Raw genomic sequence first — 15,082 nt, forward strand, 5'->3', positions numbered from 1 at the left:
TCGCTTTAAATGGGTGAAACTGCAGTGTGTGTGAGTTATGGAATTCAATAATTGAGGACGGGACATTCTATAAAAAGCCGGGCACACAATTTTGCTTCAGTCGTTACCTTATTACTGCTGCCGTCTTTCCTAAGACGCCGGGAACAATTCCTTATATGCCCAACAAAAAAACCGCTCCAGATTTTCATTCTGTGAGCGGTTTTTTCCTGTAATTATTACTGGCCCTGTTTCCGGGATTCAGTCATCTGTTTCCAAACTGACCCTTTTGCTTCTTCTCCATGTTCAATTCTTTCAATAGCCAATTTGATTTGCATGCTGACTTCGAATTCCGGATCGTCTTCTGCTGCTTTTAAAGCAGGAAGCACACTTTCATCACCCACTTCGTAAAGGAACATAGCCGCACGCCAGCGCACAAGTTTACTGTCATCCTGCAGTGCTTCCTTCATGGCGTCCATTGCTTCTTCAAATCCCAGGTCTGACAAACAATCCCCTGCTGTACGTCTTACAGTAACCGTTTTATCCTTTAATGCTTTGTAGAGGAGAGGCAGGACACTCTTTTCCTCAATCATCCCAAGATAAACTGTCGCAAGTCTTCTGATTGAAGCCTTCTCATCTTTAAGCGCTTTTTCAAGCACAGGCAGGTCCTCCAGTTCAGGATCATCCATCTGTTCGAGTTTTTGATAGCGCTCCCGCCAATCTGGGGAATCCAGATCTTCGACAGACAGTTTAAGAAGGGAACGTGCGTGTTTTTCCTCCGCTTTATCCGGGCTTTTTGCCGTTTTAACAAGTATCTGGAGTCTTGCTTCTGGATAGGCAGCCATTAGTTCTTCAACAATATCATGGCCAACTTGGTCAAAGTCTCCATAGCGGACACCGAATTCTTTCCACTTGCGGACCATGACAACGTTATCTGCAGGATCCTGGGCCTCTGAAACAGCACTGATAAAGTTTTCAGGAAGTCCAAAGCGCTTTTCTTCTGTGCCGTCAGTCAGTTTCACCTGCATGGGAATTCCTTTATACATTTGGACTAACACTTGGACTTCGCCAAAATGTTCATCGATGCCGTTGTCTTCTGTGCCTTCATTTTCCACATCCTCGCCAAAAGCGGATCTTACTTGAGGGAGAAGCTCTTTCCAGTCATATTTCGCATTTCTTTCGACAGCAAGGAAATCGGCAACATGGTACACCCCTTTGATTCCTTCAATTTCAAGTATATCTAGAATAATCTTTGGAGCTCCTTCCTTTTTTTCCTTTTTATAATTATTGGCCTTCCCCATCGGAAGCTCTTCATCAAGAATAACCTTCATAGTGTTTGGACTTGGTGTTGGTTCGATTGCTTTTATTCTCAAAAGTATCACCCTTTTTTATATATTCACGATGGTAACTGGTATTATTTTAACATAAGGAGATTATCGAGGCATTTTAGCTGTTTCTGAATATGCAAAGAAACCCGGGAAAAATCCCCGGGTATGAATTATTCATTTTCAGCTGCTTCTGAAAGATAGCTCCATCTCTCAATCAAGTATTCAAGCTCTTCATTCAGCTTTGTTTCTTCTTCTACTAAGGCCTGACCCTTTTCAAAGTCACTGCCGATGCTGGCCATTTCTGAGGAAATCGCTTCGAGACGGGATTCAGCCGCTTCAATTTTACCCTCGATTTCTTCCCATTCCTTTTTTTCTTTGTAGCTCATTCTCTTCTTTTTCGGCTTAGTTTCCCTCGCCTTTTTGGGGGCATGATCAGCTTCCTGAACAGGCTTGGCATTCTCGCTTTCAAGAAATTCACTGTAATTTCCATAGTAGGATTCGATTTTGCCCTCGCCTTTTAATACAAGAAGCTGCTCAGCCACTTTATCCAGGAAGTAGCGGTCATGCGAAACTGTAATGACTACACCGGGAAAATCTTCAAGATAATCTTCGAGAACCGTTAGGGTTTGAGTATCAAGGTTATTGGTCGGCTCATCAAGCAGAAGAACATTAGGCTCAGACATTAAGATTTTCAATAAATACAGCCTTCGTTTTTCCCCGCCGGAAAGCTTGCGGATAGGAGTGCCGTGAGAATAGGCCGGAAATAGGAAGCGCTCAAGCATTTGAGCTGCAGAAATCGTTTTGCCATCGGATGTTTCAACCACTTCTGCTGTTTCTTTGAGGTATTCGATCATGCGCTTGTTCTCATCCATATCTTCGCTTTCCTGTGTATAGTAAGCGATTTTTACTGTCTGCCCAATAATGCGCTTACCTGAGTCAAGCGGAATCCGGCCTGCCAGTATGTTAAGCAGAGTAGATTTCCCCGTTCCATTTCTTCCGATAATCCCTATTCTATCCCCTGGTTTTACAAGAAGATCAAAATGATCCAGAATCGTTTGAGCGCCATACTTTTTTGAAGCAGATTCGAGTTCAAATACCTGTTTTCCTAGGCGGCTGCCGCTTAGGGACATATCCAATTTTTCGGAGGATTTAACTGAAGCAAGCTGGCTGTCAAGGGTTTCAAACCGCTGGATTCTGGCTTTTTGTTTGGTGGTACGGGCTTTTGCACCTCTTCTGATCCATTCCAGTTCCCTTCTGAACAGATTTTTCTGCTTATCGATGGCTGCCGCCTCATTTTCCTCTCTTACCGCCTTTGCTTCAAGGAATGCAGCATAATTCCCTTTATAGCTGTATAGATTTCCGCCTTCAAGTTCAAACATTCTATTTGTAACCCGGTCAAGGAAATAACGATCATGTGTTACAAGGAGCAGAGCCCCCCTGTACCTGCCCAGATATTCTTCCAGCCATTTGACCGATTCAAAATCAAGATGATTTGTCGGCTCGTCAAGAATCAGCAAGTCAGGTGACTGGATCAATACTTGTGCCAGGGCAACCCGTTTTTTTTGCCCGCCAGAAAGCTCTCCAATCTTTTTGCTGAACTCCTCGATACCCAGCTTAGTGAGTATCGTTTTTGCATCGGTGTTCACTTCCCAGGCATCAAGGGTATCCATTCTTTTTTGAAGTTCGAAAAGATTTTGCTGAATGTCTGTATCTTCGGGGTGCATGCTAAGCTCCAGCAGGGCTTGTTCATATTCTCTCTGCAGTACAAGAATTGGCGCATCTCCTGCAAAAACCTGCTCGAGAACTGTTAAATCATAGTTGAGTTCAGGCTGCTGTGCTGAATATGAAATGGTGTAATCTCTAGGAGTGACTATTTCTCCAGAGTCTGGCAGGTCAACACCGGCAATCACTTTAAGCAGGGAAGATTTCCCTGTACCGTTTACACCGATCAGTCCTGCTCTTTCTTTTTCAGCGATTGTAAAAGATATATCATTAAAAAGTTCTTTCTCTCCATATGTTTTTGTAACATTTTCAACAGAGATCATCTTCATGCTTGACCATTCCATTCTATAAAAAATTGATGCAGATATTTCTCCATAATTTGATGCCGCTCTTCTGCCATTTCCCTGGCAGTGTCAGTATTTAGCAGTTCTCTCAGCTTCAATAGCTTTTCGTAGAAATGATTGATGGATGATGACTTACCATTCCGGTATTCATCTTCAGTCATTACTTTTCTGATTTCAAGGCCGGGATCATGAATTGGCTGCCCTTTTTTGCCGCCATAGGCAAATGCCCGTGCAATCCCCACAGCACCAATCGCATCCAATCGGTCCGCATCCTGGACTATTTTAGCTTCCACGGTTAAGACCTTCTTGTTATTGCCTCCTTTAAAAGAAACTGAATCAATAATTGTCTTAATGCTGCTGGAAGCTTCTTCTGCAATCTCAATTTCCTGCAGAAAATCAGATAGCTTCCTTTCTCCAGCTTCCCTTGAAGTGTTCAGTTTAGCATCGGGTATATCATGAAGCAGTGCTGCCATTTCAATTAAAAAAGGATCTCCTGCTTGTTCCTTTTTAGCTATGTAAAGGGCATTTTTTCTCACCCGCTCAATATGATGCCAGTCATGCCCGGTCGAATCTTCTCCGAGTGTATCCCGGACGAATTTTTCTGTTAAATGTATATTTTTTTCCTTCATTATTTCACCTGCTTTCAAACTCCACACTCCATTTTAACATTAGTCCCAAAAAGAAACGATGGCAAGGTAATGCTATATCTATAGAACCAGTTATTGGATTCATTCTTACAGACTGCACCGATAAAAAAATGGTGCAGAAAACCAGTATTTGATTTCCTGCACCAGGTCCCTAAGCTATTTTATTCCAGGCCATTCAGCCAGCTGATGCCAAGTGTATTTTCTCCTGCATGGACGCCAATGGTAGCCCCCAAAGAATAGCATCCAAATTCAACTCCATTAAATTCTTCCTGGAGCTCCTTCTTCCATGCCTCCGCTTCTTCCGGATGCAAACCGTATAGGATGAATACTTCCTTCAGCAGTTTTCTCTCATGTGCACCCTTGAGCAGATTCACAATTTTGTCTTTTGCCTTTCTTTCGCTTCTGGCTTTCTCTTTTACGCTTAATTCCCCATCACGAACTGAAATGATCGGCTTTACATTTAGCATGCTGCCCAGGAAAAACTGAACTCCGGACATCCTGCCGCTTCTATGAAGCTGTTCAAGACTCCCAATGAGGACATAGGTTTCTCCCGTATCGCGGAGTGCCTCAAGCCTGCGGATAATTTCTTTAATATCCAGTCCGGCTTCTGCCAATTCCATCCCCTTAAGGATTAATCTTGTTAAAGGGTATGATAATATCTTGGAGTCTATGCTGTATACTGGTATATCAACCAGCTGGGCGGCCTGTTCACTGGAAGAAACGGTCCCGCTGAGTTTTGCCGATACCAGCACTGCGATAATACAGTCATAGTCCTTCTGCAGATTTTCATATAACTCCTGAAAAGCACCAATGGATGGCTGGGAAGTTTTTGGAGGAGTATCAAGGGTTTTTAAGCTCGCATAAAGTTCTTCCGGTGTTAAATCAACTCCATCTGTATATTCTTTGCCATCCATAATGATGGTCATCGGAATCTGGTACATGTGAGGATGGTTCCTTAACTCGTTATTTAAAAAAGCAGTGCTGTCTGTTACCCATGCAATTTTATCCACTATAGCCGCCCCCTTTTAAGATATTTATACGTGTATGTATGTAATTAAGACTATTTGAAAGGCTGGAAGTGAAAGATTTCTCTTCCAGCCGCAGGTTCTATGGCAGAAAAGGCTTGATTTTAGGAAAAACCTTTATAGCGGTATTGTAAAATACATCTTCATGATGCTCTTCAGGTATGAGTTCTTTTATAAATTCAATATAAGGACCCACTGGCGCAAGAGGCCAATCGGTTCCAAACAGCAATTTATCGTAAGAATCTGCAAACACTAAAGCATGCCTCAGATGATCCAAAAATCTTCCTTTGCTGCGCTTCTTCAATTCTTTTTCTGTACCGACAATCAGGCCTGAAAGATCCGCATAGACATTTGGATTCTTGTATATGATTTCAGCTCCTGTCAAAGTCCATGGGTCTCCAAAATGAGCCATCATGAAATTAACATTCCGGTGTTTAACAGCAACCTCGTCAATAGCCAGCGGGTGAGAATACTTAAGCAATCCCCTTTCTGAATAAGTATCTCCTGTATGAAATACAACAGGAACTCCATATTTTGCAGCGAGTTCGTACACAGGTTCATAAACATCATCATAGGCGTAGAAAGGATAATATCCCAGGTAAGTCTTGATCCCTGCCACGTTCGGCTTTTGCAGATTATCCTCCAGCCTTTGAAGAGCTCCTTCATTGAGATCATATGGATTGATGCCAGCGCAGTAAACAACATTAGCCGGTATCTTATCATCCAGGTCAAGCCCCATAGGCGTTCTTGCTTCATAATCCGGAAAGCCCATATTTTCTGTTTCTGTAAGCCCCATTGCAATGCTCAAGACTACATTAGCTTTTTGGAACTCCTGCTGATGCCCATGGTATGAATAATCTACAAGTGAGAGTTCATTGGCAGTATGATGAAATGATTTAATATCAGAAAAATGAATATGTGCATCTATGACTTTCATAATTTCTCCTTTAGCAGAATTCCAGGTTGTGGAGTCTATTAAGCAGTCTGCCCTCGAAGCTTCTTTCATCAAATGCAATAAAGCCCGGTTTGGCCAATGGGCCTGCTTTTCGTTCCGAAATAACTTCGAATGCTTCTTTATTCATATATGCTCCAAGGAATTCATTATCTTTACTTCTCATTACATACATATTTTCAGGAGACAGGCAGCTGGAAATACGGGATCCATCAATTAGAACAAATGACTGCTCCTCAACTCCGGCCTGATATGCTGATTCTGCTCCTTTGTCACTTACTGTAAGAGTAAGATCCTTTAATGAGCTACCGGCTATAAATAAATCTGTAATCCATTTTTCATTTAACAGGTACTTCCCGCCTGCATTCTCCGCTTTTACCCAATGGGCAAGGAGCGGCACTCCCGGCAATAACGCGAAATACTGTGTATATTCAAGGCCTTTCCATATGGAGTGATGGACAACTTTAGTACGGATGGCCAATGCAGACCATTCGTTTCCATACGAATCTTTAACACTGGTAAATTCAGCAGAAGATGACTCCTTCAATAGCGAGAACACACTCATTTGCGATGGCACAGTTTTCATGCCGCCAGTCCATGGGTTCCACCATCCTTTGGCAACCGGTTCGGGAAAGGATGAATCAAGCCACTCCCTCTCTTTATAGGTTAATGAGAATAAGCCAGGATAAAAATCCGGTGCACCTTTTAAACTAATGATGCCATTATCCATGATATAAACAGTCTTGCCGCCATGCTCTTCCGTAAGCATACGGACATTACCCCGGGGCACAAGCAGAAGTTCCCTTACTTGCTTCTTTTCACTGTCAAGGGTAATTTCAGCATTTATAATAGATAGAGGTTCCGTATCCTTAATAGGAAAATTGGATTTGAACACACTTAATTCCTGTTCTTGACTGAAATTTGAGGTTTGTTTTTTATCTGTATTTAAATATAAATCAATAGTGCCATTAAGATAACTAGAACGATATGTTTTAAGAGTGAATTCTGCTGTATCCTGTTCTTTTGCAACTGGATTTCCCCTATTGATAATTAGTGCTTTTTCTTGGTAAACATTTTTTTTATACTCTGTCCCGACACCTGCAAAATGCCGCATTTCTTCCCATGTCCGGAAAGCTCCTATTGATAAATAGCCAGGTGCCAATACTATCTGATCTCCCGATTCAATGCAGCCAGTTTCCTGCTGATAGTAAAATTGCCACCCATCAGGATTGGACTTCGCATTTTTCGGCCAGCAGAATCCAACCGGCTCGCCGTTATGATCGGCGAAAAACCAATTTTCGGTTATACCTGATAACTCCATGAACCCCAATTCTTTTATGTCAGAAAACTCGATTACTTCATTATCCAGGGGGAAATACGGCTTCTGCATTTCATAATATAACGGCTGGCTGAAATACAGATTCTCATATTTTTCATCCCCTTCGTTTGTCAATTCAGCCCATATTTTAACAAGGCCTTCACCATATAGGGATGTAAACAATGATACAAGAATACCTGTAAATGCTTCAGACTTGAATACCAATTTGAAAGTGATTGCCGTGTCATCTGTAAACCACTCAGCTGCCGCCGGCTTTGCCTTTGAAAATTCAGCTGAAAAGGGTTTCCCAAGTTTAGGAGCAAAAAACGCGAAAGGCTGGTTAACACTTTCGTTCCTGCCAGCCGTTATTTTATAATCCAATTTACGGATATTCACCTGGCAGATTCCATTGCAGATATGCCAATAATCCTTTGACTCTCCCCCGAACTTTTGACCGAAGCTTTTAATGGGGATGCCCATTGAGCTGCATGAAAAAGCGAGGTCGTCTCCATTCTCCTTTGTTGCCAATATTGCCATTTCCGGCTGATAAAAGCCATATTTTTTAACAATGAAAGGCACCTTCAGCAATTTACGCCCTTTTTTGTGAAGCTCTATTCTAAAGTCCCGCTCTTCTAATTCGACAAGATCACTTACAGGAAATGAAAGGTGAAATACGGCGTCTTCTTCAAGGTTGTTCTCAACCTCAATTTCCAATTCAGCTTCCTGATTTATAAACCTGAGATTCCCTTTAGAACCGCCTGTAATTTTGGCTGGCTGCTTAGGCAGCAGACCAAGGCGCAATTCACACTCCTCACCATTTACCCACACCTTAACTTCTAATGAAGGATGCGTTTTCCAGATACTAGGCTCTTCCCCTTCATGCACTATGAATTGTCCGGTAATTACCGCGTCACTCTCGGCCATCAGGTCATGTTCGAAAACAGCTTCGACTCTTCCCTGGTTACTGCCTTCAGCCTTAAAAGAAACAGGAACTCCCGTCTTATTGATGAGTTTGAGCTGGAAATTTTGGATTTCATTTTCGATTACTTCATGATGATCCATGGATAGTTCTAGAAGGTAATCATCCGTTTCTATTAAACTGATTCCTCTGCCCGTTCTTTCAAACCTGACTCTCGCAGACACTTCCCCGCTCTCCCATAAATACTCGTAAAATGTAAAGCCGCTTTCTTTGATTCCATCTGGCTTCACGTCAATTTCTCTCATGCTGCTGCTATACCAATCAAGCTTTTCGAAGGCAGGTTTCAAAAGCTGTGTCTGATGAACAGCCGGAATAAAATTCATTAAGTGTGTTGTATCATCTCTGTCTTCCCAGAAGAAACCGCATTTTTTGTAAAGCGGGACAGCTTTCACATTTCCTGGCCATGTATACAAGTCAAGGCGCGGCCAGCCCAATTCAATTGTTTTTTGCAGCGCTTTCAGCACAAGCATCTTTCCTATTTTCCGTCCATGGTAATCCGGCCTTACATTTAAAAGAGGGATGTATAGGGATCCCGTATCTTCTTTATATTCCGATAACCCGCAATAGCCTACGACCTCTTCACCATCCAGCGCTAAGTATAAAGTAATATTGCCATTATTCGCTTCCTTCGTTTTTACTTGTTCTTCAGTCATTACACTGGTATCTCCGCCCCAGCTGTCTCTGCTCAAGTTCCACATTTTTGCTATTCCTGCCGCAAAGCCCTCATGATACTCTGCAATGACTATTTTGTCTGTACTTTGAATCATACCTTTGTCCTCCTGACTAGGTTACGTCTTGTCTACCCTTCTCAATTCCTTTTCCTTCAATGATAACCAAAACCATTTGCCTCTCCTCCTTTTGATATTATTCGGAATGTTTTTCCATTCCTTCTTAATCGTATTATCAGAGTAAATGATTGTAAATATAATTTTGAATTTTCCGTATAAATTCCATACGAAAAAAGCGCCTTGCTATTTTCGGCAAGACGCATTCATATTAAATATAGACTTTTCTTAAAGCTTTCATCGAAGCGGTCATATAAGTGATCATTTCATTCAGATCATCTATCTGTTCTTCATGAATAAGCCGGTTAAAAGAAATGACGGTTTCTGTTTCAGCCAAGGCCTTCATATTTTCAGGGTTGTATTTTACAGTCTGTTCGACCTTCCGTCCGCTGCCCCAGATATGACGCAGAACTTCACGGATTTGCAGAAATGCTTTTGAATCTTGTGGATGCTTAATTGTAAATTTTACATTAATCCGGCAGCCTGCCAGCTTCTCAGATTTCCCTTGAGGCAATAGCTCAGCTGCGAGATTATCCAATCCCGCTTCCATTGTAAAGGTACAGAAAATCTCTGCCAGCCCTTTTGCAATGTCTGTGAAAGTAATGTCATACCTCCGGCTCATTTTAGCTGAGTTTAATATGTCATTTCGATCAACGATTCTTATTTCACCGTCCAGATCCCGGTCATAGAATCCGCCTTCCATTACAACCTTCATATTCTCAAAGGCCGTTGGGTCAAACATGGGCTAATTCCCCCTTAAAATAGGCCGACAGCATTCCCATCTTCATCTACATCCATGTTCATGGCTGCAGGGGCTTTAGGCAATCCAGGCATAGTCATCACATCACCGGTGAGTGCTACAATGAATCCTGCACCAATAGATGGCTTCAGCTCGCGTATAGTAATGGTAAAATCTGATGGCCTTCCAAGCTTTGAAGGATCATCAGATAATGAATATTGTGTTTTAGCCATACAAACCGGCAGGACGCCCCAGCCAAAGCTTTCAAAGTCTTTTATCTGCTTTTTGGCTTTAGTTGAGTATTCCACTTTGCTTGCGCCATAAACCGTCTGGGCTACTGTTAGAATTTTCTCCTCAAGAGGCAAAGATAAATCATATAGGTGGCTGAAATTCGCTGCTTTTTCATCCAAAATTCCCAGGAGCTTCTCGGCCAGCTCAATTCCTCCCTGCCCGCCTTTTTCCCAAACCTCTGTCAGCGCCACTGGCATGCCGGCCTCACTGCAAAGTTCTGTAAGGACCTCTATTTCATTCTCGCTATCGGAAATAAACCGGTTAATAGCCACTACATACGGAAGGCCAAAACTTTCAATTGTTTCAATATGCTTTTTTAAATTAGCAAAGCCTTTAGTGAGTGCTTCAGTATCTTCTTTGCCCAATTCTGCTTTTGACAAGCCGCCATGCATTTTTAGAGCACGGATTGTAGCTACAATCACCACTGCTTCAGGGTCAATGCCCTCTGTTCTGGCTTTAATATTTAAAAACTTTTCTGCACCAAGATCCGCGCCAAAACCGGCTTCTGTCACTACATAGTCAGCCAGCTTGGAGGCAGCGGCAGTTGCAATCACACTGTTGCATCCATGAGCAATATTGGCAAACGGGCCGCCATGAACCAATGCCGGTGTATGTTCAATTGTCTGCACCAGATTAGGTTTGACTGCTTCTTTAAGAAGCAAGGTAAGAGCTCCTTCCACTCCAAGATCGGCTACTGTTACCGGCTGTTTATCATAATTGTATGCTATCACCATTTTCCCCAGTCTTTCCTTCAAGTTCTGAAGGTCGGAGGCAAGGCATAGGACGGCCATAATTTCTGAAGCCACAGTGATATCAAATCCATCTTCTCTCGGAACACCTTGTACAGGCCCTCCAAGGCCAATGACTATTTTTCTTAATGCACGGTCGTTCAAATCCAGGGCACGCTTCCATACTATCCTTCTCTGGTCAATATTTAACAGATTCCCCTGCTGGAGGTGATTATCAATCAGGGCAGCCAATGCATTATTGGCTGTAGTGATTGCGTGAAGATCACCGGTAAAATGCAGATTGATGTCTTCCATCGGCAGAACCTGCGAATACCCTCCGCCGGTTGCTCCGCCCTTGATTCCCATAGTTGGCCCAAGAGAAGGTTCCCTCATCGCGACCATAGCTTTTTTGCCAAGTCTGTTGAAAGCATCGGCAAGACCGACTGTTACTGTGGATTTTCCTTCTCCTGCAGGTGTCGGATTAATGGAGGTGACAAGAATTATTTTTCCGCTTTCTTTCGTACTTAATTTCTTTAAGGTATCAGCGGATAATTTTGCTTTATACTTGCCGAAAAGCTCCAGATCATCCTCTAAGAGCCCGATTTTTTCAGCTATTTCCGCAATAGGCTTCATTGCAGATGCCTGGGCAATTTCAATGTCTGATTTTACAATCGGTTTCACATTCATTTTTATCCCCCTAGAATCCAATATGTATAGGTTCCTTACAGCTATATTGTACCATCCCCGAATCGAAATATTGTCATTTACTTTTGATATTTTCGCATTTTCACACAGTGAAGCATTGATACAATTTCGAATCGTCTTTATAATAAGTTTAATTGAATTTTTGCACAGGGAGATGATCACTTGCCAATAAAAATTCCTAAGCTGCTTCCTGCAAGGGAGATCTTAGAGGAAGAAAATATATTTATCATGGATGAGGATCGTGCCAAACAGCAGGATATTCGCCCATTAAATATCCTCATCCTGAATTTGATGCCTGAAAAAGAAAAAACCGAAGCACACCTTTTAAGACTCCTTGGAAATACGCCTTTACAGGTGAACATCTCGTTTTTAAAAACTGCCACACATCAATCAAAAAATACCAGTCCTATGCATCTCGAACAATTCTATACTACGTTTGAGCAAGTCCGAAACCGCAAATTTGACGGGATGATCATAACTGGAGCACCTGTAGAGCTTCTCGACTTTAAAGAAGTGGACTATTGGGAGGAACTAACCGTAATTATGGAGTGGACGAAAACGAATGTTACTTCCACCCTGCATATATGCTGGGGAGCACAGGCAGCGTTATTCTATCACTTTGGAATTGGAAAATATGAGCTGCCTGAAAAGTGCTCAGGCGTTTACCTTCATGAAGTCCATGACAGAAGCGAGAAATTATTGAGAGGATTCGATGACATCTACTTTGCTCCGCATTCGCGCCATACTGATGTTTATACAGAGCAATTGCTGAAACACCCGGAAGTCAAGCTCCTGTCATCATCTGAGGAAGCGGGTCCTTTCATCATGAGTGCCAACGGCGGAAGACAAATCATGGTAACAGGACACCTGGAATATGAAGCAGGCACACTTGCGGAAGAATACACAAGAGACAGAACCAGAGGCCTGCAGGTCCCCATGCCAAAACACTATTTCCCGAATAATGATCCCGGCAGAACCCCCCATAATAAATGGCGGTCACATGCCCATTTAATGTTTTCCAACTGGCTGAACTACTATGTTTACCAGGAAACTCCTTATGATTGGGATTAATAGTGCAGTGAACGGATAACTTAGTTTGCAGCAAAGCATAAAAAAAGCCGGTATTTGAGAGGTTTGCCCCTCTCAAATACCGGCTTTTCCTTATGATTGCTGAGCATAATACACTTCTTCAAATGGCTGAACTACTACAAAGCCGTTGCCTGAAAACTTCATTTGGATCGACTCTCCGCTTCCTCTTCCAAGGAACGTTTTAAATGAGATATCTGTCACAAATTCCGGCTGCAGTGTACCTGACCATGCAACTGTCGCATTTGGATCTGTATACACCGGATTATCAGGAGTAACCAAGAGTGTCAGCGGCTCATAGTGAGAAGTGATAGCCACCATTCCTGTTCCTTCTAAACGAACGTTGAACAAACCTCCTGCAAGCATGCCTGCCATCCTCTTCATTAACTTAATGTCCCAGCTGATAGAAGGCTCGAATGCAAGCAGATCATTCCCATTTACAAAGATGGCATCTCCATCGAGATTCAGAATTGAAATTTTCTTTCCTTGGTCTGCAAGGTACAGCTTTCCGTTGCCCGTAGCTTTCATTAAAGCTGCCCCTTCTCCAGTAAGTGCCTTTTTAAACATTTTTCCTAAGCCATGCTCGAGTATCCCCTCGCGTTCAAACTTAATTTGGCCGCGGTAGGAAACCATCCCGCCTGCTTTAGCCCAAACCTGGCTGGTTAAATTAATTTCGAGCATCCTTGGTGTTTCAAGTTCAAATAATCCTTCTCCTTTATCCTGCTGTTTTGTCTGCTTTACAAACTCTTCAATTGAATATCTGCTCATTCTCTTCCCATCCCTTCATTTTTCCTGTTTTCAAGCATAAAGATCCACATAAAAGATAATGATTGCTTTAGCTCATCCGTCAGCGAGCCTTTTGAAAGCTGGTCTGATGCTTTTTTATAAACACCAAGTTCATCAATCTTTGACCATCCGTTTTCTTTTGCAAGCCGTTCAAACTCCCACGGCATCATGGTATTGCAGATAACTTTTTCCTTATAAAGCCTGCGGTAGCTGTTAGCCCTGGGTGCAGCTGTTGGACCAAGAATGCCTATACATGCCCTTCCGCCCGGCTTAACAGTTCGCCGAATTTCTTTTAATACATCCAGCGGGCTCTCTGTCCATTCCAGTGAATTGATGGCAAGGACCGCATCAAGTGCATTCTCTTCAAGGGTAAGATCTGAAATGTCTTCTTTCTTAAATACCGCACCTGTTTTTTCGTTCAATTTTTCTGCTTTATGTATCATCTCTTCAGAGACATCAATCCCGATAACTTTATAGCCAGCCAAAGCAAGTTTATATGAACCATACCCATCACCGCATCCAAGGTCACATACGGCAGATCCCTTTTTGACATGCTTTTCGAAGAAGGAGATGATATCCTTTCGGCTCCCTTCCTCCCACATTGCTGCACTCTTTGCATTCCATGATTCCGAATTTTCATCCCAAAGCCTCTCTGCTTCTGCAGACCAGTTAAAAGTGCTCATCATATCCCCCCGTGTATGCATACGATTGTTCATTAAAAAAGTTCCCAATATTTTAAATTCGCTAAGATTATCAAAAATACCTCTGATTATAAAATGTTAAAAAAGGCAACAATACTGATAGAAAATGAATAAGGAGTGTTTATATGAACGGTGAACAGCTGACTGCAGTCTACAGAAACAACAATGAAGAGATTATTTCATTCCAGACTTCCGGAGGAAGGATCATTTCTTATCGGAAAGCACTATTGGAGGCTAAAGAAGGCTTGATTGAAGGTATTCAAATTTATGAAAACGAAGATGGTTCGATATATCTGAATCCTTCCTTTGCGTCATCTTTTGATGATTTTCCCAGCTTCTATTAAAAAAGTCCGGTGCATGAAAAAAACCTGACGAAAGCAGTCAGGTTTTTACTGTTCTTCTTCATTTTTACGCTGGATTTCCCTCAGCACTCCAATGCGGCTATCATCCTCTTCAAAAAACTGAACCAAGTCGCCAACCCTATCGATGGCATCCCAGCTCAGGTGATGTTCAATGCCTTCCACATCTTCATAAATATTTTCTTCTTTAACTCCAATAATACGCAGGAGCTGTTCTAAAAGCTCATGCCGATATACAAGCCTCTTGCCGACTTTTTTTCCTTTTGGCGTTAAAATAAGCCCTCGATACTTTTCATAAACTAGATACTCATCCTTATCAAGCTTCTGAACCATTTTTGTCACAGAAGAGGGATGTACAGAGAGAGCCTCGGCAATATCAGAAACTCTGGCATATCCTTTGTCCTCGATTAACATATATATTTGTTCAATGTAATCTTCCATACTTGGTGTTGGCATTACGCAACCTCCTGCCAATTAGAAAAGCGCAAGCGCCTTGCCCACCCCCGACAAACACAAGACGAGCCTATCAGAAAGGCGTTCTTTGCCTCTTTGGGAGGATTGACTTGTGATCTCGAGGGGGTAGCCGCTCGAGCTAGACCATTCTCAAAATT

At 42.4% G+C, this 15,082-nt stretch carries 13 protein-coding genes; 2 read left to right on the forward strand and 11 right to left on the reverse strand.

Annotated elements, in window-relative coordinates; translation table 11 throughout:
- Positions 1–215 precede the first annotated feature (215 nt).
- The 8 genes from A361_RS18910 to A361_RS18945 all read right to left on the reverse strand — a co-directional run bounded on the left by A361_RS18910 (position 216) and on the right by A361_RS18945 (position 11,521).
- A complete protein-coding gene (locus tag A361_RS18910) occupies positions 216–1,349 on the reverse strand; it encodes a conserved virulence factor C family protein (RefSeq protein WP_019379728.1) in 1,134 nt (377 codons plus the stop codon).
- 125 nt (positions 1,350–1,474) lie between these two features.
- Positions 1,475–3,355: an ABC-F family ATP-binding cassette domain-containing protein gene (locus A361_RS18915; protein WP_019379729.1), complete on the reverse strand. Its 1,881-nt coding sequence runs from the start codon at positions 3,353–3,355 to the stop codon at positions 1,475–1,477.
- Positions 3,352–4,002: an HD domain-containing protein gene (locus A361_RS18920; protein ID WP_026041553.1), complete on the reverse strand. Its 651-nt coding sequence runs from the start codon at positions 4,000–4,002 to the stop codon at positions 3,352–3,354. The genes A361_RS18915 and A361_RS18920 overlap by 4 nt, the downstream gene beginning before the upstream one ends.
- A 176-nt stretch (positions 4,003–4,178) precedes the next feature.
- On the reverse strand, positions 4,179–5,027 hold the full coding sequence (locus A361_RS18925) for a DegV family protein (RefSeq protein ID WP_019379731.1): 849 nt from the start codon (positions 5,025–5,027) through the stop codon (positions 4,179–4,181).
- Between the two features lie 97 nt (positions 5,028–5,124).
- A complete protein-coding gene (locus A361_RS18930; RefSeq protein WP_019379732.1) occupies positions 5,125–5,979 on the reverse strand; it encodes an amidohydrolase family protein in 855 nt (284 codons plus the stop codon).
- Between the two features lie 10 nt (positions 5,980–5,989).
- Entirely contained in the window at positions 5,990–9,058 is a 3,069-nt protein-coding gene (locus A361_RS18935) for a GNAT family N-acetyltransferase (protein WP_019379733.1), read from the reverse strand.
- Positions 9,059–9,287: 229 nt separating this feature from the next.
- A complete protein-coding gene (locus tag A361_RS18940) occupies positions 9,288–9,818 on the reverse strand; it encodes a hypothetical protein (RefSeq protein WP_019379734.1) in 531 nt (176 codons plus the stop codon).
- A 14-nt stretch (positions 9,819–9,832) separates the two neighbouring features.
- Complete coding sequence (locus tag A361_RS18945; protein WP_009332645.1) at positions 9,833–11,521, reverse strand: formate--tetrahydrofolate ligase; 1,689 nt, start codon at positions 11,519–11,521, stop codon at positions 9,833–9,835.
- A 180-nt stretch (positions 11,522–11,701) separates the two neighbouring features.
- On the opposite strand from A361_RS18945, the gene metA reads away from it, so the two are divergent.
- Positions 11,702–12,610: a homoserine O-acetyltransferase MetA gene (metA, locus tag A361_RS18950; RefSeq protein WP_019379735.1), complete on the forward strand. Its 909-nt coding sequence runs from the start codon at positions 11,702–11,704 to the stop codon at positions 12,608–12,610.
- A 90-nt stretch (positions 12,611–12,700) separates the two neighbouring features.
- Here metA and A361_RS18955 read toward each other — a convergent pair whose 3' ends face one another.
- Positions 12,701–13,393, reverse strand: coding sequence for an AIM24 family protein (locus A361_RS18955; RefSeq protein ID WP_009332647.1), 693 nt, complete (start codon positions 13,391–13,393; stop codon positions 12,701–12,703).
- Positions 13,390–14,094 carry a class I SAM-dependent methyltransferase gene (locus A361_RS18960; RefSeq protein WP_009332648.1) on the reverse strand — a complete coding sequence of 235 codons (705 nt, stop codon included), beginning with the start codon at positions 14,092–14,094 and terminating at the stop codon, positions 13,390–13,392. The genes A361_RS18955 and A361_RS18960 overlap by 4 nt, the downstream gene beginning before the upstream one ends.
- A 143-nt stretch (positions 14,095–14,237) precedes the next feature.
- Here A361_RS18960 and A361_RS18965 point away from each other — a divergent pair, with 143 nt between their 5' ends.
- Positions 14,238–14,456, forward strand: coding sequence for a DUF3892 domain-containing protein (locus A361_RS18965; protein ID WP_009332649.1), 219 nt, complete (start codon positions 14,238–14,240; stop codon positions 14,454–14,456).
- Between the two features lie 45 nt (positions 14,457–14,501).
- Here A361_RS18965 and mntR read toward each other — a convergent pair whose 3' ends face one another.
- Positions 14,502–14,927, reverse strand: a complete 426-nt coding sequence (gene mntR, locus A361_RS18970) for a transcriptional regulator MntR (protein ID WP_009332650.1) — start codon at positions 14,925–14,927, stop codon at positions 14,502–14,504.
- Between the last annotated feature and the right edge of the window lie 155 nt (positions 14,928–15,082).

The organism is Cytobacillus oceanisediminis 2691, from assembly GCF_000294775.2.
Lineage (GTDB): Bacteria > Bacillota > Bacilli > Bacillales > Cytobacillaceae > Cytobacillus > Cytobacillus pseudoceanisediminis.